At 69.8% G+C, this 24296-nt stretch carries 20 protein-coding genes and 6 pseudogenes; 13 read left to right on the top strand and 13 right to left on the bottom strand.

Going from position 1 to position 24296, the window contains the following annotated elements:
• Positions 1 to 64 precede the first annotated feature (64 nt).
• Positions 65 to 634, top strand: a complete 570-nt coding sequence (locus ACZ3IC_RS28670) for a sigma-70 family RNA polymerase sigma factor (protein WP_467420771.1) — start codon at positions 65 to 67, stop codon at positions 632 to 634.
• Here ACZ3IC_RS28670 and ACZ3IC_RS28665 read toward each other — a convergent pair.
• From ACZ3IC_RS28665 to ACZ3IC_RS28635, 7 genes and pseudogenes are all read right to left on the bottom strand, one after another.
• A complete protein-coding gene (locus ACZ3IC_RS28665) occupies positions 568 to 765 on the bottom strand; it encodes a zf-HC2 domain-containing protein (RefSeq protein ID WP_467420770.1) in 198 nt (65 codons plus the stop codon). The genes ACZ3IC_RS28670 and ACZ3IC_RS28665 overlap by 67 nt on opposite strands.
• A 175-nt stretch (positions 766 to 940) precedes the next feature.
• The gene (locus tag ACZ3IC_RS28660; RefSeq protein ID WP_467420767.1) at positions 941 to 2161 is read right to left on the bottom strand and encodes a sensor histidine kinase; all 1221 of its coding nucleotides are present in this window, start codon (positions 2159 to 2161) and stop codon (positions 941 to 943) included.
• Positions 2158 to 3639: a sodium/solute symporter gene (locus ACZ3IC_RS28655; protein WP_467420765.1), complete on the bottom strand. Its 1482-nt coding sequence runs from the start codon at positions 3637 to 3639 to the stop codon at positions 2158 to 2160. Before ACZ3IC_RS28655 ends, ACZ3IC_RS28660 begins: the two co-directional genes overlap by 4 nt.
• Positions 3636 to 3998: a hypothetical protein gene (locus tag ACZ3IC_RS28650; RefSeq protein ID WP_467420763.1), complete on the bottom strand. Its 363-nt coding sequence runs from the start codon at positions 3996 to 3998 to the stop codon at positions 3636 to 3638. Before ACZ3IC_RS28650 ends, ACZ3IC_RS28655 begins: the two co-directional genes overlap by 4 nt.
• A 64-nt stretch (positions 3999 to 4062) precedes the next feature.
• Complete coding sequence (locus ACZ3IC_RS28645) at positions 4063 to 4815, bottom strand: LytR/AlgR family response regulator transcription factor (RefSeq protein WP_467420760.1); 753 nt, start codon at positions 4813 to 4815, stop codon at positions 4063 to 4065.
• Positions 4816 to 4933: 118 nt separating this feature from the next.
• Positions 4934 to 5038: pseudogene (locus tag ACZ3IC_RS28640) on the bottom strand (DNA-formamidopyrimidine glycosylase family protein); the annotation flags it as partial.
• 3 nt (positions 5039 to 5041) lie between these two features.
• Entirely contained in the window at positions 5042 to 6433 is a 1392-nt protein-coding gene (locus ACZ3IC_RS28635) for a wax ester/triacylglycerol synthase family O-acyltransferase (RefSeq protein ID WP_467420758.1), read from the bottom strand.
• Positions 6434 to 6899: 466 nt separating this feature from the next.
• Here ACZ3IC_RS28635 and ACZ3IC_RS28630 point away from each other — a divergent pair, with 466 nt between their 5' ends.
• The 3 genes and pseudogenes from ACZ3IC_RS28630 to ACZ3IC_RS28620 all read left to right on the top strand — a co-directional run bounded on the left by ACZ3IC_RS28630 (position 6900) and on the right by ACZ3IC_RS28620 (position 10008).
• A complete protein-coding gene (locus ACZ3IC_RS28630; protein ID WP_467420756.1) occupies positions 6900 to 8267 on the top strand; it encodes an FAD-dependent oxidoreductase in 1368 nt (455 codons plus the stop codon).
• A 155-nt stretch (positions 8268 to 8422) separates the two neighbouring features.
• Positions 8423 to 8539, top strand: a pseudogene (locus ACZ3IC_RS28625) (DUF1990 domain-containing protein); the annotation flags it as partial.
• 32 nt (positions 8540 to 8571) lie between these two features.
• Positions 8572 to 10008 (top strand): lipase maturation factor family protein, encoded by a 1437-nt coding sequence (locus ACZ3IC_RS28620; protein WP_467420754.1) that lies wholly within the window; start codon positions 8572 to 8574, stop codon positions 10006 to 10008.
• Between the two features lie 84 nt (positions 10009 to 10092).
• Here the strand turns inward: ACZ3IC_RS28620 and ACZ3IC_RS28615 are convergent, their stop codons facing one another.
• Together ACZ3IC_RS28615 and ACZ3IC_RS28610 are read right to left on the bottom strand one after the other, a co-directional pair.
• Positions 10093 to 10269: a hypothetical protein gene (locus ACZ3IC_RS28615; RefSeq protein WP_467420752.1), complete on the bottom strand. Its 177-nt coding sequence runs from the start codon at positions 10267 to 10269 to the stop codon at positions 10093 to 10095.
• A gap of 347 nt (positions 10270 to 10616) precedes the next feature.
• Positions 10617 to 12101, bottom strand: a complete 1485-nt coding sequence (locus ACZ3IC_RS28610; RefSeq protein WP_467420750.1) for an SDR family NAD(P)-dependent oxidoreductase — start codon at positions 12099 to 12101, stop codon at positions 10617 to 10619.
• A 656-nt stretch (positions 12102 to 12757) separates the two neighbouring features.
• Here ACZ3IC_RS28610 and ACZ3IC_RS28605 point away from each other — a divergent pair.
• A complete protein-coding gene (locus tag ACZ3IC_RS28605) occupies positions 12758 to 13213 on the top strand; it encodes an ATP-binding protein (RefSeq protein WP_467420748.1) in 456 nt (151 codons plus the stop codon).
• Positions 13214 to 13268: 55 nt separating this feature from the next.
• A complete protein-coding gene (locus tag ACZ3IC_RS28600) occupies positions 13269 to 13619 on the top strand; it encodes a hypothetical protein (protein WP_467420746.1) in 351 nt (116 codons plus the stop codon).
• A 136-nt stretch (positions 13620 to 13755) separates the two neighbouring features.
• Here ACZ3IC_RS28600 and ACZ3IC_RS28595 read toward each other — a convergent pair whose 3' ends face one another.
• Positions 13756 to 15126, bottom strand: a complete 1371-nt coding sequence (locus ACZ3IC_RS28595) for a peptidoglycan DD-metalloendopeptidase family protein (protein ID WP_467420744.1) — start codon at positions 15124 to 15126, stop codon at positions 13756 to 13758.
• A 287-nt stretch (positions 15127 to 15413) separates the two neighbouring features.
• Positions 15414 to 15650 (bottom strand): annotated as a pseudogene (locus ACZ3IC_RS28590) (ATP-binding cassette domain-containing protein); the annotation flags it as partial.
• A 349-nt stretch (positions 15651 to 15999) separates the two neighbouring features.
• Here ACZ3IC_RS28590 and gndA point away from each other — a divergent pair.
• From gndA to ACZ3IC_RS28565, 5 genes and pseudogenes are all read left to right on the top strand, one after another.
• Entirely contained in the window at positions 16000 to 17442 is a 1443-nt protein-coding gene (gndA, locus tag ACZ3IC_RS28585) for an NADP-dependent phosphogluconate dehydrogenase (protein WP_467420743.1), read from the top strand.
• Positions 17443 to 17811: 369 nt separating this feature from the next.
• A complete protein-coding gene (locus ACZ3IC_RS28580; RefSeq protein WP_467420740.1) occupies positions 17812 to 18894 on the top strand; it encodes a Dyp-type peroxidase in 1083 nt (360 codons plus the stop codon).
• On the top strand, positions 18891 to 19688 hold the full coding sequence (locus tag ACZ3IC_RS28575) for a family 1 encapsulin nanocompartment shell protein (RefSeq protein WP_467420738.1): 798 nt from the start codon (positions 18891 to 18893) through the stop codon (positions 19686 to 19688). Before ACZ3IC_RS28580 ends, ACZ3IC_RS28575 begins: the two co-directional genes overlap by 4 nt.
• Positions 19689 to 19694: 6 nt before the next feature.
• Positions 19695 to 19829: pseudogene (locus tag ACZ3IC_RS28570) on the top strand (transcriptional regulator); the annotation flags it as partial.
• A gap of 115 nt (positions 19830 to 19944) precedes the next feature.
• Complete coding sequence (locus ACZ3IC_RS28565; protein WP_467420834.1) at positions 19945 to 20277, top strand: hypothetical protein; 333 nt, start codon at positions 19945 to 19947, stop codon at positions 20275 to 20277.
• 478 nt (positions 20278 to 20755) lie between these two features.
• On the opposite strand, the gene panD is transcribed toward ACZ3IC_RS28565, so the two are convergent.
• Both panD and ACZ3IC_RS28555 read right to left on the bottom strand, forming a co-directional pair.
• Positions 20756 to 21181: an aspartate 1-decarboxylase gene (panD, locus tag ACZ3IC_RS28560; RefSeq protein ID WP_467420735.1), complete on the bottom strand. Its 426-nt coding sequence runs from the start codon at positions 21179 to 21181 to the stop codon at positions 20756 to 20758.
• A 530-nt stretch (positions 21182 to 21711) separates the two neighbouring features.
• Positions 21712 to 22158: pseudogene (locus ACZ3IC_RS28555) on the bottom strand (IS701 family transposase); the annotation flags it as partial.
• A gap of 15 nt (positions 22159 to 22173) precedes the next feature.
• Between ACZ3IC_RS28555 and ACZ3IC_RS28550 the strand changes: the two are divergent.
• Positions 22174 to 22665 (top strand): annotated as a pseudogene (locus ACZ3IC_RS28550) (IS701 family transposase); the annotation flags it as partial.
• A gap of 145 nt (positions 22666 to 22810) precedes the next feature.
• A complete protein-coding gene (locus ACZ3IC_RS28545; protein ID WP_467420733.1) occupies positions 22811 to 24199 on the top strand; it encodes a vanadium-dependent haloperoxidase in 1389 nt (462 codons plus the stop codon).
• The last annotated feature ends 97 nt before the right edge of the window (positions 24200 to 24296 follow it).

Below are 24296 nucleotides of genomic sequence, written 5' to 3'. Positions count from 1 at the left end.
CGATGCGTTCGTATACGCAAGTCGGCAGCGAAACGGCAGGAGCCTCGGGGGAAGGGCGTTCACGATGACCACCACGACGACCGATGAGCGAGCCCTCGCGGACCTCCAGCGGGAGCACGGCCCCGCCCTGTTCCACTTCCTGCTCGGGCTGACCTTCGGCGACCGCCAGCGGGCGGAGGACCTGCTCCAGGAGACGCTGGTGCGGGCCTGGCAGCATCCGGAGGCCTTCGACGCCCCGTACGACTCGATGCGGCCCTGGCTCTTCACCGTCGCACGGCGCCTCGCGATCGATGCGCGCCGCTCCAGGCAGGCCCGGCCGACCGAGGTCAGTGACGTCGTGCTGGAAGCGGCCGCGGGCGAGGACGACACCGCCGAGTCCACGGTCTCGGCGCTCGACCTGCGCAATGCGGTACGCACCCTCAGCCCGGAACACCGTGCGGTCCTCGTCCAGATATATTTCCGCGGGCTGAGCGTGGCCGAGACGGCCCGTGCTCTCGGTATTCCGGCGGGCACGGTCAAGTCCCGGTCCTACTACGCACTGCGTCAGCTCTCCCGCAACCTGCCGGGCTACTCCAGCAGATCCTCCTCGCTGAGCAGGGCGAGCAGCGAAACGGCCTCCGCGACCTCCACATAGTCGGCGGCGCAGCGGTCGCAGGACTGCAGATGGCGGGAGACCCCGCGGGTCTCGCCGGCCGTGAGCGCATCAAGAACATAGGCGCCGAGCAACTGCCGCACGTGCGGGCCTCCCCCGGGATCGGCGGTCATCGCATCCTCGTGTCGTGGACGGATCCGGTCGTGACAGATCCTGTCCTTCTGGCCACGCGGGGCGCGGCCTGCCGGTTCAATGCTCCGAGAAACCCGGTGCCGAGATGAGAAGAGGCGAGACGGGATGCGCCCGGAACGTCAGGGCCACTCCACTGAACGCCGTCCCGCCCGGTAGTCAGGAACCGTGCACCCCCGCACGGTACTTCGGCAGCCGTACCGTGATCTTCATCCCGGCACCGATGCCCGTCTCGATGACGAGTCCGTAGTCGTCCCCATACACCTGGCGCAGCCGTTCGTCGACGTTCAGCAGCCCGATCCCGGTGGAGTGACCGCCCTCGCCACGCAGGATGTTACGCAGGCGTTCCGGGTCCATTCCGGTGCCGTTGTCCTCGATGACGACCTCGGCCTCGGAGCCTGCGTCGAATGCGCTGATGGTGATGCGGGTCGGAGTCTGCCCTGCTCGAACGGAATTGAGAGCTCGAGGAAGGGTGGCGGCCCCTTCGAGGCCGTGTTTGACGGCGTTCTCGACCAGCGGCTGGAGGCAGAGGAACGGCAGGGCGACGGGCAGCACTTCGGGGGCGACCTGAAGCGTGACCGCGAGCCGTTCGCCGAAGCGGGCCCGAACCAGTGCCAGATACTGGTCGATGGAGTGGAGTTCGTCGGCGAGAGTGGTGAAGTCGCCGTGACTGCGGAACGAGTACCGGGTGAAGTCGGCGAATTCCAGCAGCAGTTCGCGCGCCTTCTCGGGGTCGGTGCGGACGAACGAGGCGATGGCGGCGAGCGAGTTGAAGATGAAGTGCGGGGAGATCTGGGCCCGCAGTGCCCTGATCTCGGCCTCGATGAGCTGGGTGCGGGAGCGGTCGAGTTCGGCGAGTTCCAGCTGTACGCAGACCCAGCGGGCGACCTCTCCGGCCGCTCGTGCCAGCACCGCGGACTCGCGCGGAGCGTAGGCGATGAGGGCGCCGAGGACCCGGTGATCGACGGTGAGCGGCACGGCGACGGCCCAACGCAGTGGGCAGTCGAGGTCGTCGCAGTCGCTGTGGAATGCGGTGTCACGGCCGCTGGCGAGGAGGCCCTGGACCTGCTCCATGACGTGCCGGCCGTGGTGTTCTCCCGCGCCGTCCCAGACGAGCACCCGCTCGCGGTCGGTGAGGCAGAGGGCGTCGGTGCCGAGGAGGGAGCGGAGCCTGCGGGCGGATTTGCGGGCGCTCTCCTCGGTGAGTCCGGCGCGCAGCGCGGGCGCGGCGAGCGAGGCGGTGTGCAGGGTCTCGAAGGTGGCGTGCTCGACGGGGGTTCCGACGTCGCTTGTGCGGACGGGGCGGGCGGTGCGGCGGCCGAGCAGGAAGCCCGCGCCGAGCAGCAGAAGGACGAGTACGGCGTATCCGGCCCCGGTCATCGGTGTCTCCCCGAGGTCAGCGCTTCCGGCAGATGGAAGCGGGTCATGGCGGCGTTCGTACCGGGAGGTATGCGGCCGGGAGTGGCGAGGGACACCAGGACCATGGCGAGGAAGCCGACGGGCACCGACCAGACGGCGGGCCAGGCGAGCAGGGCGTGCGGCCAGCCGGGCGGACGCACCGCACCGCTGACCGTGACTGCAACGGACAGGAACGCGGAGCCGCCGCCGAGCAGCAGTCCGGCGATCGCGCCGGGCGGGGTGAGCCGCCTCCACCAGATGCCGAGGACCAGCAGCGGGCAGAAGGAGGACGCGGAGACGGCGAACGCCATCCCCACCGAGTCGGCCACCGGCACTCGGCTGACCATCAGCGAACCGGTCAGCGGTACGCACATGGCGAGGACGGTGGCCAGCCGGAAGTGCCGTACCCCGCGCGAGGGGAGCACGTCCTGGGTGATGACTCCGGCGACGGCCATCGCGAGGCCGGAGGCGGTCGACAGGAACGCGGCGAAGGCGCCGCCCGCGATGAGTGCGCCGAGCAGATCGCCACCGAGCCCGCCGATGACCCGGCCGGGCAGCAGCAGTACGGCGGCGTCCGCGTCCCCGCCGCGGATCAGTTCGGGGGCGTACAGCCTGCCCAGTGCGCCGTATACCGGCGGCAGCAGGTAGAACACGCCGATCAGGGCGAGGACGGCGACCGTCGTGCGGCGGGCGTCGCGGCCGTTGGGGCTGGTGTAGAAGCGGACGACGACATGCGGGAGGCCCATGGTGCCGAGGAACGTCGCGACGATCAGCCCGTAGGTGGCGTACAGCGGATGGTCGGCGCGGAAGACGGAGAGCTGCTCGTCGAAGCTGACGCGGGGCCGCCCGTCTCCCTGCCAGGCGAGCATCAGGAAGATCGCGGGGACGAGGAGTGCGGTCAGCTTCAGCCAGTACTGGAAGACCTGTACGAAGGTGATGGACCGCATGCCTCCCGCGGCGACGGCGATGACGACAACGGACGCCACGAGCACATCGCCGAGCCAGCCGGGCGCCCCGGTCAGGGTCTTGAGCGTCAGTCCCGCGCCCTGAAGCTGTGGTATGAGATAGAGCCAGCCCGCCGCGACGACGAAGACGCTCACCAGCCTGCGAACCTGCCGCGATTCCAGCCGCCCCTCGGCGAAGTCGGGCAGGGTGTACGCCCCCGAGCGGCGCAGCGGTGCGGCGACGAAGACCAGCAGCACCAGATAGCCCGCCGTGTATCCGACCGGGTACCAGAGCATGTCCGGGCCGTGTACGAGCACCAGGCCCGCGATGCCGAGGAAGGAGGCGGCGGAGAGGTATTCGCCGCTGATCGCTGCGGCGTTGAGCCGGGGCCGTACGGTGCGTGAGGCGACGTAGAAGTCGGAGGTGGTACGGGAGATGCGCAGCCCGAAGCCGCCGACGAGGACGGTCGTGAGAACGACGACGGCGACGGCCGTCACCGCGTACGTGCGGCTCACTGTGCGGGGCGGCCTTCCACGAGCCGGGCGAAGTCGCGTTCGTTGCGCTCGGCCCTGCGCACGTACCACCAGGCGGTCAGGGTCAGTGGCGGATAGGCGGCGAACCCGAGGACCGCCCAGACGAGCGCGGCGCTGTGCAGGGCTTCGAAGACCAGCGGCAGTGTCCCGACGATCACGGCGAGGACAGTGAAAACGGTGAGTCCGGCGCGCAACTGACTGCGCATCAGTGAACGGACGTACGCGCCGCCGAGTGCGGTCTGCTCGTCGATCTCCGACTGGGTGCGGTAGCGCGGCAGCGGGCGAACCCGCCGGGGCTCCCCCGTCACCACTTCACGCCGTGGCGTTGGCTCTGCGGACATGGGCCCGGAGTGTACGCAGCACCGGTCCTCCGTGGGAAGGGCTTCGAACCTGGGTAGGCCCTGGTCAGCTACCGGTCTGGCGCATCAGCAGATCGCGCAGCGCGCGGCTGTGGCGACGGCTCACGGCGAGTTCCGCGGTGCCGATGCGCACGCTCATGCTGCCCGCGTCGAGGCGGAGTTCGTCGATGCGGCCCAGCGCGACGAGGTGGCGGCGGTGGATGCGTACGAAGCCGCGCGAGCGCCAGCGTTCCTCCAGGGTGGTGAGGGGGACGCGGACGAGGTGGCTGCCGGTGCCGGTGTACAGCCGGGCGTAGTCGCCCTGGGCCTCGGCGTAGGCGATGTCGTCGATCGGGATGAAGCGGATCACTCCGCCGAGCTCCACCGGTATCTGGTCGTTGGCGGTGTCGAGTACGGGGGCGGAGCGGTCGCCGACCTGTTCGGCCACGCGGCGTACCGCTTCGGCGAGGCGTTCACGGCGGACCGGCTTGAGGACGTAGTCGACGGCCTTCAGGTCGAAGGCATGGACGGCGAAGCCCTCGTGTGCGGTGACGAAGACGATGAGCGGGGGTTCGGCGAATCCGGCCAGCAGTTGGGCGACGTCGAGACCGGTGAGTCCCGCCATGTGGATGTCGAGGAAGACGACGTCGATGGCGGACGGGTCGTCGGGGCCCGCCTCGACGGCGCTGCCGATGCGGCGCAGCGCCTCGGTGGCCCCGGTGGCGCCCTCGGCGCTGCGGATGCGGGGATCGGCGCGCAGGAGGTAGAGGAGTTCCTCCAGGGCGGGTTCTTCGTCGTCGACGGCGAGTACGCGCAGCATGGGCCGGAGTGTAGAGCGTGCCGGGGGGTGAAGGGCTGAGTGATTCACCCGGTCTTTCCGTACCGGACAGCATGACTTGATGCGGCGCGAGTGCCGGTGGTGGGGCGTGCTCCTACGCCTTGAGGACGCTGACGGTGAGCGGCAGGACACGGTCGATCTCCTTGCCGACCAGGTGGTCGTCGAGGAAGACCCGCAGGGCTTCGACTTCCGGCAATTCGGGCATGGTTCAGCAAGTGGGCAGCAGCGCGAGCAGCTGCGCCACCTCGTCGTCGGCGCAGCGCGCCAGCCGCCCCAGATCGGGCAGCGCCTTGCCGTCGGCCACCAGTCCGACCTGCACCCGGCCGCCGTACGTGGCCAGGGCGATGGCCAGGGACTGGCCGCGGGCCAGCGGCGCCATGGGGTAGACGGCGCGGAGCGGGCAGCCGCCGAGCGAGAGTGCCGAGCGCGGCAGGGGCACGCTGGTAACCAGGACGTCGAAGAGCATCCTGGCCGCGTTCCCGGCGATCGGGGCGCCGAAGCGGTGGGCCAGTGAGGGCAGTTGATCGGCGAGCACCGCGACCGCACCGGCACCGCGGAAGGGCCCTGCGGACTTGTTGCGGTCCATGGCGGTACGGACGGCACGGAGCCGTTTCCACGGGTCGGGCTCGGAGACGGGGAGCCCGAGCAGATAGGCGGAGAGCTTGTTCCCGGTCGCAGCGGCCTGGCCCGGTCTGCGGCGGGAGACCGGCACCAGGGCGCGCGGGTCCTCGGCGGGCAGTGGCTCTCCGCGCTCCAGCATCCAGCGGCGCAGCGCCCCGGCAACGATCGCGAGCAGGACATCGTTGGTCGTGCCCCCGGCGTCCCGGCGGATCCGCTGAACGGCATCGAGATCCAGGTCCGCGGTTGCCAGCCGCCGGGTGCCGCTGGAGCTCGCGGTGAGCGCGGGCGCGCCGCGCAGATCGAGGCGGCTGGCCCGCACCATGGAGGCACCGACCCCGAGCGCCCGCCCGAGGTCCTCGATCCGGCCCAGCGCGAGGCCGGCCACCTGGCGCGGGCCCGGCATCCAGGAACGGGGCGGGAACGCGCGCGCCCTGCGGGCGGGAACGCCGCTGCGGGCACGCCCGGCGACGGAGGCGATCTCGTCGAAAATCCCGGCACCGATGGCGACCGCGCGCATCCCGTCGGCGAGCGCGTGATGGAGCTTGACGAGTACGGCGAAGGGTCCGCCTTCGGCGCCACCGATCACGTACATCTGCCAGGGCGGCCGACCACGTTCGAGCGGCCGCTCCATCAGCTCACCGGCGAGCCGGGTGGCACCCGCCATGAACCCGCCGTCCTCGCCCCGCGACTCCGCCTCGCTCAGCCGCACCCGCCCGATGTGCCGGTGCACGTCGAAGTCCTTGTCCACGAACCAGGCCGCACCGCCGACCGGAAGCAGTACGTCCCTGACCCGCATGCGAAGCCGGGGAATCGCGGCGGCCCGGGCGCCCAGCAATTCCAGCACGGCCTCCGTGTCGGCGCCGCACGCCGGGTCCGGAGCCGGGGAGAAAACGGCTAGCGCGCCGAGGTGCATGGGGTGGGCATCGGATTCGAGGTGCCAGAAGGCCAGATCGAGAGGTGCCAGTAGCTCAGTGCCCAACGGGTCCTCATGTCATCGGAAGACAAAGACTGACGGAGTCGCAGTCAATCGCTTGCGGTCGGTTACGGTCAAGCACAGACATGTTACTTTCTGTTACTGTCGAGTAATGCTCAGCTTTGCAGTCATCCGCGTTCCGGAATGATGAATTCGCACCACACGCACGTGCCGCCGCCCTGCGATTCCAGTTCGCGGCGGGCGGTCGAGTCGGCCAGCTCCTGGATGGCGTCACGGGCGATGCCGACGACGCGACGGGGGCGACCGGGGGCATCCGGTGCCGCGCAATCGGAAAAGCGTCCCGACTCGCGCCGGGCACCGGGCCACACCGCCCGGACCGCCCGGAGGACCGCCCGCCCAGAGGTCGCAGGCCGGCAACGGCTACCGTGTCCCGTGGAGCACGGTAAGCCCATCCTTACTTCTACCCTGCGCCGCACTGCCCGCGTCGCCCCGTTCTAAGGACCTGCACTTCATGACCCGCCCCGTCCGCGTCGCCATAGTCGGAGCCGGCCCCGCCGGAATCTACGCAGCGGACGCACTGCTGAAATCCGAGGCCGCTCAGGACCCGGGTGTTTCGATCGACCTCTTCGAGCGGATGCCCGCCCCCTTCGGCCTGATCCGCTACGGAGTGGCCCCCGACCACCCGCGCATCAAGGGCATCGTCCAGGCACTGCACCAGGTGCTCGACAAGCCGCAGCTGCGGCTGTTCGGCAACGTCGACTTCCCCGCCGACATCGACCTGGACGACCTGCGGTCCTTCTACGACGCGGTGATCTTCTCCACCGGCGCCGATGCGGACCGCGCGCTCGACATCCCCGGCAGCGCCCTGGCCGGCTCCCACGGCGCAGCCGACTTCGTCTCCTGGTACGACGGAAACCCCGACGTGGCGCGCACCTGGCCCCTGGAGGCGGAGAAGGTCGCCGTGCTCGGGGTGGGCAATGTGGCCCTCGACGTGGCACGCATGCTCGCCAAGACGGCGGACGAACTCCTGCCGACCGAGATACCCGCGAATGTCTACGAGGGCCTCAAGGCCAACAAGGCCCTGGAGGTGCATGTCTTCGGGCGTCGCGGTCCCGCGCAGGCCAAGTTCAGCCCGATGGAGCTGCGGGAGCTGGACCACTCGCCGAACATCGAAGTCATCGTCAATCCCGAGGACATCGAGTACGACGAGGGTTCGATCGAGACCCGGCGCGGCAACAAGCAGGCCAACATGGTCGCCTCCACGCTGGAGAACTGGGCCATCCGCGACGTGGGCGACCGGCCCCACAAGCTGTTCCTGCACTTCTTCGAGTCCCCGACGGAGATCCTCGGCGAGGACGGCCGGGTCGTCGGTCTGCGCACCGAGCGAACCGAACTGGACGGCACCGGGAACGTCAAGGGCACCGGACGTTTCACCGACTGGGACGTACAGAGCGTCTACCGGGCGGTCGGCTACTACTCGCAGGAACTCCCGAAGCTCCCGTTCGACGTGGCCTCCGGCACCGTCCCGCACGCCGCGGGGCGTGTCATCGAGGGCGAGGAGCCCATGCCGTCGGTGTACGTCACGGGGTGGATCAAGCGGGGCCCGATCGGCCTGATCGGCCACACCAAGGGCGACGCCAACGAAACGGTCGCCTGCCTCCTGGAGGACCACGCTTCGGGGCGGCTGACCGCCCCCGTGCAGCCCGAGCCGGAGGCCGTCACCGCGTTCCTGGAGGAGCGCGGCATCCGCTACACCACCCGCGAGGGCTGGTACCGCCTGGACGCGCACGAGCAGGCCCTGGGCGCGGAGCAGGGACGCGAGAGGATCAAGGTCGTGGAGCGCGACGCCATGCTGGACGCTTCCGAGCCCCGTTCCTGACGGTACGGCCCGATGGCCCGGCCGGCCGCCGCGGCGGCCGGCCGGAAGGACGGCTCCGTCCACCTAGGCCGTGACCGGCAGTGTCCTCCTGCGCGGCGCTCGGCGTTGCACCAAGCAGCGTGCGAATGTCATGATCCTGACATGCACTCTCGACGGCCTGGAACACCCGGCTCGCGAAGCCTCTCGTACCGCTGATCCAGCGGTGGTACGCCCGTCGGCTCGGCACCACACTGCGCAGGGTCGTCGCCGCAGGCCGCAATGCGCGGGGCTGAAGGGCCGGACCTCCAGGCCGATACTGGAAGCAATGGAGTGGTTCACCGCAGAGGGGTACTGGCTCAGCCGGCTGATCTTCCAGCGGGCTCTCGCCGGCGTCTATCTGGTCGCCTTTCTCACCGCCGCGCTCCAGTTCCGGGCGCTGATCGGCGAACGCGGCATGCTGCCTGTACCCGAATTCCTGCGGCGTACGAACTGGCGCAGCACGCCCGGCCTCTTCCGGCTCCACTACTCCGACCGCTTCTTCGCCCTCGTCTCGTGGACCGGCTGCGCGCTCGCCGTCGCACTGCTCGCGGGCGTGGACTCGTACGTTCCGCTCTGGGCGGCGATGGTGCTCTGGGCAATGCCCTGGGCGCTCTATCTGTCGATCGTCCAGGTCGGCCAGACCTGGTACGGCTTCGGCTGGGAGTCCCTCCTGCTGGAGACCGGCTTCCTCGCCGTCTTTCTCGGCAACGCGGACACCGCTGCGCCGGTACTGGTGCTGTGGCTGCTGCGCTGGGTGCTGTTCCGGGTGGAGTTCGGCGCCGGGCTGATCAAGATCCGCGGCGACGAGTGCTGGCGGAAGCTGACGTGTCTGTACTTCCACCACGAGACCCAGCCGATGCCGGGACCGCTGAGCTGGTTCTTCCACCGGCTGCCGCGGCCCCTGCACCGGGCCGAGGTGGCGGCCAACCACGTCACCCAACTCCTGGTACCGGTGCTCCTCTTCACTCCACAGCCGGTGGCGAGCGCGGCCGCGGGGCTGATGATCGTCACCCAGCTGTGGCTGGTGCTCTCGGGGAACTTCGCCTGGCTGAACTGGCTGACGATCACCCTCGCCCTGTCCGTCGTCGACTGGTCCCTGTTCGCCGAACCGCCCGCACAGTCCGCGCCGCCGCTCTGGTACGAGGTCGTCGTCATCGCGGCCACCGCGCTGGTCGTGTTCCTCAGCTACCGCCCGGCGCACAATCTGATCTCCCGCCGCCAGGTGATGAACCGCTCCTTCGACCCGCTGCATCTGGTCAATACCTACGGTGCGTTCGGCAGTATCAGCCGGGTCCGGCTGGAGGTCGTGGTCGAGGGCACCGACGAGCAGGTGATCCACGACGGCACTGTCTGGCGGGAGTACGGTTTCCGCGGCAAGCCGGGCGATCCGCGCCGTATGCCCCGCCAGTTCGCCCCGTACCACCTGCGGCTCGACTGGCTGATGTGGTTCGCGGCGCTCTCCCCCGCGTACGCGGGCCCCTGGTTCGGCCCGTTCGTGGAACGACTGCTGCAGAACGACCGGGACACGCTGCGGCTGCTGCGTCACAACCCGTTCCCCGATACCCCGCCCACACATGTCCGCGCCAGGGTGTACCGCTACCAGTACACGACCTGGCGCGAACTGCGGGCCACGGGGCGCTGGTGGCACCGCACCTACGTGCGGGACTTCATGCCGCCCGTCTCGCTCGCTCCCTCCTGGCTCAGACCGACCAGGCAATCTTGAACACCCAGGCCCCCCGAACAGCCGAGCTCCGGCCCGCCCCTTGCAGGGTGTGGGCCGGAGCTCGGGTGTGAAGGTGTGAAGCGCTCAGTCGATGCCGGGCAGGATGTGCGGCTCGGCGAGGTCCTCCTCGTAACCGGCCAGCCGGATCGGCGCGGATCTGGCCCAGACTTCGATGTTCCGGAGCTTCTCGGGTCTGCGGGTCCGCTCTCCGTGCCGTTCGGCCGGTCGCTTCTCGTGCTGCGTCGTTTCTGGTGTCGTCACCGCGCACTCCTTTGTGTCGCGTAACCCCGGGCGGCGCCGACGCTCCGGCCTCATTACCGGGAGTCGACCGCCCGTGAGGGGCAGGGGCAAGAACAGTTCGGTCGCGGTGGCGCCGGTACGGGGCGGGACGGCGACTCGGTTGACAAGTCTGTCCCAGGACGGCCGAGGAGGATTCGTGGACTCCTCGATGATGTCCGTTCGGATCAGCCTAACCAAATGAGCGCGTTCATGCTCGATGGAACGTTTGGCCTGGGTCACTTTCGGCCACGGGACAGAAAAAGACCCGGCCCGGGAGTCACTCCCGGGCCGGGTCCCCGGCGCCGCACACACGCCGCGCCACCGGTTGACTACCAGTTGGCGGGCGCGTAATCCTTGAGGAAGCAGCCGTACAGGTTCTCGCCCTCCTCGCCGCGCACGATCGGGTCGTAGACGCGGGCGGCGCCGTCGACCAGGTCGAGCGGGGCGTGGAAGCCCTCTTCGGCGAGGCGGATCTTGTCGGGGTGCGGGCGCTCATCGGTGATCCAGCCGGTGTCCACGGCGGTCATCAGGATGCCATCCTTCTCGAACATCTCCTGGGCGCTGGTGCGGGTGAGCATGTTCAGCGCGGCCTTGGCCATGTTGGTGTGCGGGTGGCCCGCGCCCTTGTAGCCGCGGCTGAACACGCCCTCCATCGCGGAGACGTTGACCACGTAGGCACGCTTGGCGGCGGTCGCCGCCATCGCCGGACGGAGTCGGCTGATCAGGATGAACGGCGCGGTGGAGTTGCAGAGCTGGACTTCCAGCAGCTCGATCGGTTCGACCTCTTCGACCGTCTGGATCCAGCTGTTGGTGTCCTGCAGATCGGGTACGAGACCGCCCGCGTCGATCGCCGTTCCGGCGGCGATCCGCTCCAGGGAGGCGGACCCGGTGACCAGGGCTAGTTCGGTGACGTCCTGCGCGCTCAGGCCTTCCTTGCGGGCGGCCGGCAGAGCCGCGACACGGTCGACGGTGCCGCTGCCGAAGGTGCCGATGACCTCGGCGGCGGGCAGCTCGCCCGCCGGAAGCGGGGCGGACTCCGCGTTGACCAGTTCGCTGTACGCGTTGGCGGAGCGGCGCACGGTCTGCGCCGCGTTGTTGATCAGAATGTCCAGCGGGCCCTCGGCCGCGACAGTGTCGGCGAGCGCGACGACCTGGGCGGGATCGCGCAGATCGATACCGACGATCTTCAGCCGGTGGATCCATTCGTCGCTGTCCGGCATCGCCTTGAAACGACGGATCGCGTCATTGGGGAAACGGGTGGTGATGGTGGTGTGCGCACCGTCGCGCAGCAGCCGCAGCGCGATGTACATGCCGATCTTCGCGCGGCCTCCGGTGAGGAGCGCGCGCCGACCGGTGAGGTCGGTCCGCGCGTCGCGGCGCGAGCGGTTCTCCTTGGCGCACTGCTGGCAGAGCTGGTGGTAGAACGCGTCCACCTCGACGTACCGGGTCTTGCAGACGTAGCAGGACCGGGGCCGCTGGAGGACGCCCGCGATCTCGGCACGGGCGGAGGACGACGGCAGGACGCCCTGGGTCTCGTCATCGATGCGGTCGGCCGAGCCGGTCGCGGTGGCCTCGGTGACGGCCTTGTCGTGCGCGGTCTTGGCGGCGCGGCGCTCCTGGCGGCGGCGCTGCTTCACGGTCCGGTAGATTCCCGCCGTGGCACGGCGCACGGCGATCGCGTCGGGGTGGTCGACCTCAATGGTGTCGAGTTCGTCGAGCACGCTCAGGCAGACAGCCAGCCGCTCCGGGTCGATACCGGGACCGAACTCCTCAGTACCGGGAGCAAGCTCCGGGCTGTCCTCTGTCACCGTCATTGCCGTTCCTCTGTCGCTTGTCACTCGTGGCGCCGACCGCCGTACCTGGTCCTGTCGGGCCGCATGCCCCGGTCAAGTTTGCCATGTACCGGATGCTGCTCCGTTCGCGTGACTGCACGGACGTTCGCCGCAGACTGGGTTCATCTGATTCTCGCCGTCTTCGTACTGGTCGTCTGCGCCGGGTACTGGTCTGCGCCGGCCTTTGACCGTCGGTGGTCCGGTGCTGTCCCGGATATCCGACCGCATTACCGAGCCGCTGGTCGACGCGGTCCGGCGGGATGGCCCGGCATCCGAGTCCTCGCACCCGATCCGGCGGAGCAAGGACGCATTCGATGTGCTGCGGCGGCTCTACACGGCGCAGCACGTGCATCTCGACGTGGCGCGCGACCGGACCCGCGCCGATCTGGGCATGGCCCGTACCACTCGGAACCAGGTGCTCGTCTCGCTGGTCGTCGGCTTTCTGCTCGCAGTTGCCTCGCTGAGTCTGCTGCTGAACCGGATGGCGGGCCGGCCGCTGAGCCGTGGACAACGTCGCCGGGCGGCCCGGCCATGGCTGAGATCTGCCGGGTTCTCGTCGGAGTGGGACCGTTCGTCGCGGGTAGGCGAACGTCGACGAGCTGTCACCGAACACCCCTGCGTCGCCCTGGCTGGAGCACATGAACGAACAGGTCACCTCGCGACCGGCCGACCGCCCCTGTGGAGACCGGCTCACCGAGGTATTGCACAGCGCCGAGGTGTTCGACGGCGAGCCCGGCTGCATTGCGCAGGCCCGGGCCCTGGCCGATCGCTTTCTGGTCCGGCTCGCCGCCGAGTGGCTGGCGGTGTTCGGCGAGCGCACCCGCGGCGATCTGATGCTGGCGGTGAGCGAGCTGGTCACCAATGCGGACCGTTACAGCCAGGGTCCGTACCTGCTGGAGCTGGAGGGCACCGCGGAGCGCGTCAGCGTCACGGTGTACGACAGCAGCACGGCCCTGCCACGGTTCTGCTCACCCGACCCGACGCGCCCCGGTGGCCACGGCATGGAGATCGTCGTGGCACTGTGCGACCGGCTGACCGCCGAGCGCGTGCCGGTGGGCAAGCGCGTCCGGGCCGAGTTCGAGCTGAGCAGCTGAGCTGTGGGGCGGGCGGGACGCCGCCCGCCCCACGACCACGGTCGCGGCCTGGGCTGTGGCCGACACTCTGGGCGGCCCGGATCAGCTGGTGCTCGCCGGCGTGACGCTCGGGGCGGTTGCGGCGTTCTTCCTGATCTCCAAGGGTGTGCACCGGCCGGTGGTACGGAGCGCGATCCTGGCCGGGGCCGCAGGTGTGGCCTTCGGTATCGCCTTGGCGGACGGCACAGAGGCGAAGGTCTCGGCCCCGGAGCCGGACGCCGAAGGTGCTGCGGAACCGACGGTGGATCCGGCTGGGCCCGCTGACACACAGACGGTCGTCGTTCTCCCCGGGCCCGCACCGTCGACGCCCGCCGGGGCCGTTGAGGCCATCACGGAAACGTTCCCGGCAGCCCCTCCGCTCCGCTGATTTTGCCGCTGGAGCGTCGGTTCGGGCAGATGGAGTTCGGGCCCGTGCGGTCGTCGCACACCGGCACCGAACGGCGGGGCGGCATGTCTGCGGGGTCTGCCGCACCGGCTGACCCGGCCGGGCCGGAAGGGGCCGTTCAGACGCTGACACCGCCCGCCCTGAGGTAGGCCAGCGGGTCGATGTCCGAGCCGTAGTCGGGGCCGGTACGGATCTCGAAGTGCAGGTGCGGACCGGTGACGTTCCCGGTCGAGCCCGAGCGCGCAATCCGCTGGCCTGCGGAGACATGCCGGCCCTCACGCACATGAACTGCGGACAGATGCGCGTACTGGCTGTACTTGCCGTCGCTGTGCCGGATGACGATCTGGTATCCGTACGCCCCCGCCCAGCCTGCCGAGACGACCGTGCCGGACCTCACCGCCTTCACCGAAGTGCCGGTCGGGACGGGGAAGTCGATACCGGTGTGGTAGCCGCTGGCCCAGGAACCGGCCTGGAGGTATGGGGTTCCGATACCCGCCGCAACCGGCGCGACGAGGCCGGAGTGCGTCTGCGCCCGCTCCGGCTTGTTGCTCTCCCGCTTGTGGCTCTCCGGCTTGTGGCTCTCCGGCTTCTTCGGATGCTGCTGCTTGGGCTTCGCGGTCTGATGTCGGGGATTCGCGGCCTGGTGCAGCGGCGTGGTCGATCGCTGGTTCGGCTTGGTGGCCTGGTGCTGCGGCCCTGCCGTCTCGTGCTTCGGTTCTGCCTTCCGGTGCGGCGCGGTCGTCGCCTTCGGCCTCGGCGTCGACTTCGGCTTCGCTGCCGCGGTCGAGCCCGTCTCGGAACCCGTCCTCGGCGCCTGGGCCACATCGAGGCTCAGTCGCTGCCCGGGAAGGATGAGATCCGGGTCATCCCCCACGACCTTGCGGTTCGCCGCGTACAGGTGCTGCCAGCCGCCCCGGACATGCTCGGTCGCCGCGATCGCGGAGAGCGAGTCACCGCGGGCCACGGTGTACGAGTCGCGCTTGCCGGGCACAGTGGTCGGCGTGGCGGTCGTGGACGTCCGCTTCGTCTCCGGCTTCCCTGCGGCAGCCTTCCCGGGCGCCTTCACCTGGTCGGTCCGCTCCGACTGCGGGTTGATGTCGGGGGCGTCCCCGCCGCTCGTCAGACCCGCCCGCGTCGAGCAGCCCGGCCAGGCGCCGGGCCCCTGCCCTTCGAGCACCTCCTCGGCAATAGCGATCTGCTGGTCCTTGGTGGCCAGATCGGCGCGAGGGGCGTAGACCGTGCCGCCGTAGGCCGCCCAGGTCGACCGGGTGAACTGCAGGCCGCCGAAGTATCCGTTGCCGCTGTTGATGTGCCAGTTGCCGGCGGACTCGCAGGCGGCGACCTTCTCCCAGACATCCGTCGATGCGGCTCCTGCCGAGGCGGCCGCTATGAGCGGGAGCGCGATGCCCGCACCGCCGGCGGTGACCGTGAGCGAAACACGGTTGAGCCGGCTCGGCTGATATCTGCGGTGCCGTCCGTTCGCGGCCATGACTTGGCTCCCCCACTGGCAGTAGGACACGTCGCAAGCGCCCAACTTAGGGGCAGACAAAGGCCGATGACAAGAGAGCAATATCGGCTCACCCGTCACGGACGGCTCAGGGGGCGCACAGTGGACACTGCCGCCGGTGGTTCGTGGCCGGTGCACTCGTCAGCCCTCGTACTGCGGTGTCGGGTACGAAAGCTGACGACTGAGCCTGACCGTCCGGCCTTTTCCGGTGGGGAGTTGTCTGGCCTCACGGCAAGTTGCCGGTCACGGCACTGGCGTGTGGCGTCGCGGTCCACCGCAGAGAACTGGCCGGTGACGCCGATCGCGGCGCGTACGGCTTCGGCTTCGGCTTCGCGGACCAGATCGTGGCCCGCGACCAGCACCTCGCCGGAGTCGGCGGGGATGAACATGGAGAGGATCTGCACGGTGGTCGTCCTGCCGGCACCGTTCGGCCCGAGCAGGGCGAAGACGGTGCCCTCGGGGATGTGCAAGTCGGAAGCTGATCCGCGCCGTACCGCCCTCGTCACCGTCCGAGGGCACGGGCGGCACGGGCGCCCCCGCCGCGCCGGTCAGGCTCTGGCGCTCGTCGGCTTCCCGGTACGGCTCCGGGACCGGCGGTGGTGTCACCACGAACTCGCGGTCGATCCCGCGCAGTCGTGCGTCGACCGAACCCTGCGCCGCCCAAATGACCCGGCAGCCGGGCACCCGGAATCGCCGTGAGCAGGGTGTGGGAGTCCTGCCCGGCCCGGTGATCAGCTTCTCCGCACCGCGCCCGAGAGGAGGGGCCCGTACGGCCGATGCTGAACAGGCCGTCCCCGCGTCCCGTATCCATACTGAAGATCCCGGCATCCCCGACACAGATTGCAGAGCACACAGATGAGCGGCACTGCGCAGATCGGCGTCACAGGACTCGCGGTCATGGGCCGCAATCTCGCTCGTAATTTCGCCCGCAACGGCTTCACGGTCGCCGTGCACAACCGCACGACCGCGAAGACGCACGCCCTGGTCGAGGAGTTCGGCGACGAGGGGTGCTTCATGGCCGCGCATACACCGGAGGAGTTCGTCGCGGCGCTGGAACGTCCGCGCCGGCTGGTCATCATGGTGAAGGCGGGCGATCCGACGGATGCCGTGATCCAGGAGTTCGCCCCGCTCCTCGATGAGGGCGACGTCATCATCGACGGCGGCAACGCACACTTCGAGGACACCCGCCGCCGCGAGAAGCAGCTGCGTGAGCGCGGCATCCACTTCGTGGGCATCGGCATCTCGGGCGGGGAGGAGGGCGCATTGAACGGGCCGAGCATCATGCCGGGCGGCTCGTCCCAGTCGTACGAATCGTTGGGGCCGCTGTTGGAGAAGATCGCCGCCAAGGCGAACGACGGCACCCCGTGCACCACCCACATCGGTCCCGACGGGGCCGGGCACTTCGTGAAGATGGTCCACAACGGCATCGAGTACGCGGACATGCAGCTGATCGCGGAGGCGTACGACCTGCTGCGTGCCGTGGCGGGCTACTCCCCCACGAAGATCGCCGAGACGTTCCGGAGCTGGAACACCGGCCGCCTCGACTCGTATCTGATCGAGATCACGGCGGAGGTCCTCGCCCACACCGACGCGGCCACCGGAAAGCCCTTCGTCGACATCGTGCAGGACCGGGCAGAACAGAAGGGCACGGGCCGCTGGACGGTGCAGATCGCACTGGATCTGGGGGTTCCCGTCTCCGGTATCGCGGAGGCCGTCTTCGCCCGCTCGCTGTCCGGCCATGCGGATCTGCGCGAGGCGGCGAAGGCCCTGGCGGGCCCGTCGCCCAGGGCGCTCGGCGAGACGGAGGCCGCCGCCTTCGCCGACCGGGTCGAGCAGGCACTGTACGCGTCCAAGATCGTCTCGTACACGCAGGGGTTCCACCAGATTCGGGCGGGCAGCGAGGCGTACGACTGGAACATCGGCCTCGGCGCGGTGGCGTCGATCTGGCGGGCCGGGTGCATCATCCGGGCCGCGTTCCTGGACCGGATCCGGGCGGCCTACGACACCCGCCCCGACCTGCTGAGCCTGCTCTCGGACGAGCAGTTCGCCGAGGAGATCGGTGCGGCGCAGGACGACTGGCGCACGGTGGTCGCCGAGGCGGTGCGGCAGGGTGTGCCGACGCCCGGGTTCGCAGCCGCGCTCTCGTACTACGACGGGCTGTGCGCGGACCGACTGCCCGCGGCGCTCACCCAGGGCCAGCGTGACTTCTTCGGCGCACACACCTATCGGCGTACGGACCGCGAGGGCTCATTCCACACGCTCTGGGGCGGCGACCGGTCGGAGGTTGAGGCGGGCTGACGCGAGGGACGCCGGTGCGCGATCCTCGTCATCGACGGGGGCAGCTTTCGAGATGCCCTCGCCGAGCCACGGAACAGTCCGTCAATGATCCGGTCACGCTTCAACGCCCGTGCGCGCCTCGTGCTGCCCGACGATTCCGACCGTCTTCTGCAGCCCATGGACCATGGTCCGCGACGCCCTCGCCCTCGCCCGCGCCCGCGCCCGCGCCGGAGGATCGCGGGACCCCGTCCGCACGCGGTCGCCCGGTCGGGTGGCCCGGGGTGCGGCATCGCCGTACGTGTGCGTAAGTAGCAGCGGGCCCTCTTTTGTCACCCCCGCACCGTGAGCCCGCCGTCGTTCCGTACCGCTGACGCCCCATGGAGCCCCTGTATGCCCGACGCCATGCCGGACCCCGTCGCGGCCCAGCCCGTCGTTGCGCCACTGACCAGCGCCGCGCTGATCCTGGTTGCCACGATCGAGCCCGGTGGTGAGCCCGTCGTACGCGAGGTGCTGCCGGATCTGGCGGCGATCGCCCGCTCCATCGGATTCCGGTTCCCGGGCGCCGGCCTGGTCTGTGTGACCGCCTTCGGCTCCGACGCTTGGGACCGGCTGTTCGCGGGACCGCGACCGGCGGGGCTCCACCCGTTCCAGGAACTGCACGGTGCCCGCCACCATGCCCCCGCCACCCCGGGGGATCTGCTGTTCCACATCCGGGCCGAGCGCATGGACGTGTGCTACGAGTGGGCGGCCCAGGTGCTCGACCGACTGCGCGGGGCGGTGAAGGTCGTCGACGAGACACAGGGGTTCCGCTACTTCGACCACCGGGATCTCCTCGGTTTCGTCGACGGCACCGAGAACCCGGTGGGTTCGGGTGCGCTGTCGGCTGCGCTGGTCGGTGCAGAGGACCCGGAGTTCGCGGGTGGCAGCTATGTCGTCGTGCAGAAGTATCTGCACGACCTCGCGTCCTGGAACACACTGAGCACCGAGGAGCAGGAGCGGGTCATCGGCCGCACGAAGTTCGCCGACATCGAGCTCTCCGACGACGTCAAGCCCGCCGACTCGCATGTCGCTCTCAACACGATCACCGAACCGGACGGCACGGCACGCGAGATCCTGCGGGCCAACATGCCGTTCGGCAGCTTCGAACAGGGCGAGTTCGGCACGTACTTCATCGGTTACGCCGCCGATCCGGGCGTGACCGAACAGATGCTCCGCAATATGTTCCTCGGCAGTCCGCCCGGCACGCACGACCGCATCCTCGACTTCTCGACGGCGGTCACCGGCACGCTCTTCTACGCCCCGAGCGCCGACTTCTTCGGCGCCCCGCCGCCATCGCCCGCCGTGACCGGGACCGAGTCCCTGCCCGAGCCGGCGTCCGCGCCGGCGGTGGCGGTGGCGAAGGGCCCGGTCCTGGTCCGTCCGGGCGACGGCTCGCTGCGCATCGGCAGCCTGCAAGAAAGCGCCCAGCGATGAACAATCTCCACCGCGAGCTCGCCCCTGTCACGGATGCCGCCTGGGACCAGATCGAAGAAGAGGCCCGGCGCACCTTCAGCCGCCATCTGGCGGGCCGCCGTGTCGTCGATGTCACCGGGCCGGACGGCCCCGAGCTGGCGGCCATCGGCGACGGTCATCTGCGCAACATCGATCCGCCCACACCGGACGTGATCGCCCGGGCCCGTACCTCGGTGCCCGTCATCGAGTGGCGGGTGCCCTTCACCGTGACCCGGTCGGCCGTGGACGACGTCGAGCGCGGTTCCGACGACAGCGACTGGCAACCCGTCAAGGAAGCGGCCCGCACATGTGCGTTCGCCGAGGACATGACGATCATCGACGGGTACGCGTCGGCCGGTATCACCGGACTCAGGGACGGCTCCTCGCACACACCGCTGCCGCTGCCGGCCGACGCCCGCGACTATCCGGCCGCCGTCAGCCAGGCACTGACCCAGCTTCGGCTGGCCGGAGTCGACGGGCCGTACCGGCTGCTGCTCGGTGCCGACGCGTTCACCGAGGCGACCGAGACCTCCGATCACGGATACCCGGTGGCCACCCATCTGGCCCGGCTGCTCGACGACCAGATCCTGTGGGCGCCCGCCGTCGCGGGCGGCGTGCTGCTGTCCACCCGTGGCGGCGACTTCGAACTGCGCCTGGGCCAGGATCTGTCGATCGGCTATCAGGATCACGACGCGACCAGCATCCGGCTCTACTTCCATCAGGCGTTCACCTTCCGGATGCTGACGCCCGAGGCCGTGGTCCCGATCATCGCTTGAGGCGTGGTGTCCGATCCGGAGCTGGTCGCAGGACTGCACCGGAGCGTCGCCCGCACGCTCATCACCGCGGGCCGCACCACGGAGGCGGACGCCTCCCTCGCCGAGGCGACCGAGATCTACCAGCAGCTCCAGATCCGTACGGCGGCGCAGGAAGGCATGGCGCAATCCTCGTCGCCTCGCGTGCCTGGCCCATTACGCCACACGGGCCGTTCTCGAACGGCTGCCGGCCGCCACCGGAACCACGTTCCACCAGTCGGTGGCACTGGACGTCATCGCGGACAACGGCGAGGCGACCGAGCGCGGCCGACTCGTCGACCGCATGACCAGCAAGCTGAAGATCGACGCACAGGTCGCCGAAGCGGCGCCGGCCGAACTGACCGCCGCCGGGCTCCTGGGGGAGGTCCCGGGCGACACACCCGATGTCGGCCTCACGGCCGCAGGTCGTGACCGGCAGCATGCGAACAGGGCCGGCATCGCCGATATCTCGGCCCGGCTGTACGCGGGCCTGCCGACCGAGGACCTGGCCGCGGCAGGCCGCGTACTCACCGAGGTCACCGCGCGGGCGAACGTCGTCCTGGCCGGGGCCTGAGACGCGCCGCCCAGGACCACCGAACCCGCGAAGCGCACCTGGCAGCGGTCATCCGGCCCGCTGGGGTGACGGCTGCGGTTCTGGGGGCGGCGGAGGCGGCTGCGGAATCGGGTCCGGCGCCGGGCCGGGCGGGACGGGGCCGGGCGGCGGAGGCGGCGGCGGCTCCGGCAGCGGCGACGGAGGCCCGGGCATCGGTCCGGGGGTGGGCGCCGGTGGCACGGGGTCGGGGTACGGATGGGTCATCGGAGGCCTCCGAACGGTTCGGGTGGATCTCCTTCCACCGTCTCCCGGAGCGGCTGCCCGCGCCTGGTGGGTCCGTGCGTACGGGTTCCGTATGATCTGTCCGCGTCCGGAACCCGCATGGCAGAGTCAGCGCGCGGCGGCGAGGCCCGGCCGGGGGCTGGAGAGCACGGAGACGCCGAGCTCGATCCGGTCGGCCTGTTCTGCCATGACGATTGCCCCCGGCGGTCGAGCCGGTTCAGCGCGCCGCAGGCACGGCATGCGGGCTCCGCTCGGTGGCGGTGCCGGGTACGGGCGCCGAGGCGTCGGCGCCGAGCGCGACGATCCGGTTGTCCGCGTCGACGTGCACGATACGCGGGGTCAGGGCGCGAGCCTCTGCGTCGTCGACCTGTGCGTAGCTGATCAGGATGACCAGGTCACCTGGGTGGACGAGGTGGGCGGCGGCACCGTTGATGCCGATGACACCGGAGCCGCGTTCGCCCTCGATGACGTACGTTTCCAGACGGGCGCCGTTGTCGATGTCGACGATGTGCACCAGCTCGCCGGGCAACAGGTCCGCTGCTTCCATCAGCTCGGCATCGATGGTGACGGAACCGACGTAGTGCAGGTCGGCCTGCGTCACGGTGGCCCGATGGATCTTGGACTTGAACATTGTACGCATCATCGAGGTGCTCCTGGATCTAGGCTCCCTGCCTGCATTTTTGCAGGTCAAGTGCGGTTTCCCTACCCTACAACGAGTCGCATGTTCGGGCAGCGTTCCCCAAGTTTTTCAGGACTCACGCTGACCAGTTGCTGACTTTTCTGACGCGTCGTCAAGCAACTGTAGGAGGGCTTAGCCCGCGCTCCCGGACCCCACCGCGACGACGGCACAAGCCTAAGCGGCACCTCCCAAGGGTCGTCAGTGATCACCGTCACTCCGGCGGTCTGGGCGGCAGTCAGGAACGAAGGCGGTCGACCGGGAGTCGGGCCGCGCACCGCCATAAATCAGCTGACCCAAGCCCCTTCTACTGCGCCCTAGTACTCCAGCCGGACTTCTTCATTCGTGCTGGTCAACGGCTTGGGTGTGGGGAGTGTAGCGGGCTGGAGCGGGGGTGTGGCGGTCTTTGCCGGGTGGTCCCGCGAAGGTGTGGCCGCGCTGCTTGTAGTGGCAGCGGCGGGCGCGTGCTTGGTGGCGGCGACGCCAGTGGGACCACCTCATCGTGTGGTCACGGTCCGGAGCACGGCGGCGGGGTCCAACTGCCAGCAGACGTCGAATCTCGGCCGGTGTGAGGTCCACGAGGTCGGGTGTGTCCCGCTCGGTTTCCCCTTTTTCCTTTCCTGGCTGGCCAGGACGGCGAGGAAAGCGTGCGCGAGCATGGCGAGTGTGATGTGCCGGTACCAGCCCACGTAGCGGCGGACTTCGTACTGGTCCAGGCCGCATTCGTTCTTCGCGCTCTGGATGCATTCCTCGACCTTCCAGCGTCAGCCGGCGATGCGTGCGAGGTCGGCGACGGTCGCTTCCAGAGGTGCGCTGGCGAGGCAGTAGGCGATCTCGTCGGGCCTGGCGATGCTGCGGCGGGCCAGTAACCAGCGTTGCCGGGTGGGTTCGTCGCCGTCGAACTCCCACACGGCCGGCAGGCGGGCTGCGGCCCAGTCGTAGAGGCCAACAAGCCGGAACTCGGCACCGACGACCACCGCCACCTGCTGATCCGCCGCAACCGCACCACCGGGGAACTCGCCTTCTACCTGTGCTGGTCACCCACCACGGTCACTCTCACGGAACTCGTCCGCGTCACCGGCGTCCGCTGGAGCGTCGAGGAGTGCTTCCAGGCTGCGAAGAGCCAGGTCGGACTCGACCACTACCAGGTCCGCAACTGGACCTCATGGCACCGGCACATCACGCTCGCCATGCTCGCCCTGGCCTTCCTGACCGCCCTCGCCGCCGACGCGGCACCGAAACGGCCCACCGATCCGTACCGCCCAGCTCACAGCAGCCATCCGATCTCCTTGACCGTCCCGGAGATCCGCCACCTGCTTACCACCGTCTTCGGCCCACCGGCCGTGACCGCTGCCAGGCTGCTGCACTGGTCAATCTGGCGCAGACGCCACCAGGCGACAGCCCGTCACAGCCACTACCGACGACGACCCGCCGACGAGCCCGCTGGATGATCACGAAACCGCACTGGAGTACTAGCCATCAACTTGACTACGCAGCCTGCCTCCTTCGGCTTACTACGCCCCGGTCACGGCGATTGATCTTGATCGTGCTCCCGGCCGCTGCTAATCCGGTTGAACCAACCCAAGGGAGTGCGCTGTGCGGCAGAACCACCCTGTTCCACCTCCTCCTACTCCGCGTTCACGTATCCGGGACGTCATCGGCGCCGTCGCGATGCTCGCCCTCGTCGGGCTCACGGCCATGACCGGTCCGAGCGCCGCCGATCCCCGCCGAGCAGCTGCTTCGAACCCGGCAGCCGTGGTTCGCGACTGGAACGCCATCGCCACCGAGACGATCCGCGCCAGCCTGGGCGCCCGTCCTTCCGGGCAGGGCGCCGTCTGGCACGGGTTCGTCTCCGTCGCCGTCTACAACGCCGTGGTCGGCATCGAGGGTGGCTACGCCCCGTACGAGTGGCGGGAACGCGGCCCCGCCACCGCATCCTCCGCGGCGGCTGCCGCAACGGCGGCTCACGACGTGCTGCTCACCTACTTCCCCGCCTTCAAGAGCGGGCTCGACGCCGCCTACGCCGACTCCCTCTCCGGGATTCCCGAGGGCCCTGCGAAGGACCAGGGTGTCGCCTTCGGGAAGCGCGCCGCCGCCCACATCGTCGAACTCCGCGAGGGAGACGGCCGGTTCGCGGACGTACCCTTCACCGCGTCGCCCGCTCCCGGGGTCTGGCGGCCCACCCCGCCCGCCCATCAGCCCTTCATCGACACCTGGCTCGCCAAGCTCCGCCCGCTGCTGCTCACCTCCCCGCAACAGTTCCGCCCCGGCAGGCCGCCTGCGCTCTCCTCGGCCCGGTACGCCCACGACGTCAACGAGCTGAAGACCATGGGGTCGAAGACCAGCTCGGGCAGAACCCCGCAGCAGACCGAGACCGCCCTCTTCTTCAGCGGCAACCTGGTGGTGCAGGTCCAGACGGCCTTGCGGGACTACGCCGCCCGGCACGGGCTCGGCGCCGCCACCACGGCGCGGCTGTTCGCCGCGGCGAACGCGTCGGCGACCGACGCCGTCATCACCGCATGGGACGCGAAGCTGCACTACGCCTTCTGGAGGCCGATCAGCGGCATCCGCCTGGCCGACACCGACGGCAACCCCGCGACAACGGCGGACCCTGCCTGGGAGCCACTGCTCGCCACGCCGCCCCATCCCGACTACGTCGCCGGCCACACGACCGTCGCCGCAGCAGTGATGCGCGCCGTGACCGGCGTCCTCGGCACCTCGCGTCCCGACCTCTACGTCCCTTCCGAGACCACCGGCACCACCCGGCTCTACGAGTCCGCTGACGACATCAACAGGGACGTGATCAATGCCCGCGTGTGGGGAGGCATCCATTCCCGTACGGCGGACATCGTCGGCTGCCGGGCTGGCAACCGCGTGGGCACCTGGGCGCTGACCCACTTCTTCCAGCCGGTACGCAAGACGAACGCACCGGCGCCGCAGTCGGCCCGGCCTGCCCAGCCGCAGTGCCCCGGCGAGGCCGGCTGAACCGCCGGGCCGCAACGGACCACCTCGGCTTCCGGGCCGGAGGCGCCCCCCAAGGTGAAGTGTGTCAATTTAACGGCCGATCTTGGTTGTTGAGTTG

It is taken from the genome of Streptomyces sp. NPDC002958 (assembly GCF_055563255.1).
The sequence above is the reverse complement of the archived record's forward strand: the minus strand, read 5'-3'. Positions and strand labels throughout refer to the sequence as shown.

Excerpts from the sequence above, each read along its gene's own strand:
- ACZ3IC_RS28670 (WP_467420771.1), top strand. The coding sequence starts at position 65 with ATGACCACCACGACGACCGATGAGCGAGCCCTCGCGGACCTCCAGCGG.
- ACZ3IC_RS28665 (WP_467420770.1), bottom strand. The coding sequence starts at position 765 with ATGACCGCCGATCCCGGGGGAGGCCCGCACGTGCGGCAGTTGCTCGGC.
- ACZ3IC_RS28660 (WP_467420767.1), bottom strand. The coding sequence starts at position 2,161 with ATGACCGGGGCCGGATACGCCGTACTCGTCCTTCTGCTGCTCGGCGCG.
- ACZ3IC_RS28650 (WP_467420763.1), bottom strand. The coding sequence starts at position 3,998 with ATGTCCGCAGAGCCAACGCCACGGCGTGAAGTGGTGACGGGGGAGCCC.
- ACZ3IC_RS28645 (WP_467420760.1), bottom strand. The coding sequence starts at position 4,815 with ATGCTGCGCGTACTCGCCGTCGACGACGAAGAACCCGCCCTGGAGGAA.
- ACZ3IC_RS28630 (WP_467420756.1), top strand. The coding sequence starts at position 6,900 with ATGACCCGCCCCGTCCGCGTCGCCATAGTCGGAGCCGGCCCCGCCGGA.
- ACZ3IC_RS28620 (WP_467420754.1), top strand. The coding sequence starts at position 8,572 with ATGGAGTGGTTCACCGCAGAGGGGTACTGGCTCAGCCGGCTGATCTTC.
- ACZ3IC_RS28610 (WP_467420750.1), bottom strand. The coding sequence starts at position 12,101 with ATGACGGTGACAGAGGACAGCCCGGAGCTTGCTCCCGGTACTGAGGAG.
- ACZ3IC_RS28605 (WP_467420748.1), top strand. The coding sequence starts at position 12,758 with ATGAACGAACAGGTCACCTCGCGACCGGCCGACCGCCCCTGTGGAGAC.
- ACZ3IC_RS28595 (WP_467420744.1), bottom strand. The coding sequence starts at position 15,126 with ATGGCCGCGAACGGACGGCACCGCAGATATCAGCCGAGCCGGCTCAAC.
- gndA (WP_467420743.1), top strand. The coding sequence starts at position 16,000 with ATGAGCGGCACTGCGCAGATCGGCGTCACAGGACTCGCGGTCATGGGC.
- ACZ3IC_RS28580 (WP_467420740.1), top strand. The coding sequence starts at position 17,812 with ATGCCCGACGCCATGCCGGACCCCGTCGCGGCCCAGCCCGTCGTTGCG.
- ACZ3IC_RS28575 (WP_467420738.1), top strand. The coding sequence starts at position 18,891 with ATGAACAATCTCCACCGCGAGCTCGCCCCTGTCACGGATGCCGCCTGG.
- panD (WP_467420735.1), bottom strand. The coding sequence starts at position 21,181 with ATGATGCGTACAATGTTCAAGTCCAAGATCCATCGGGCCACCGTGACG.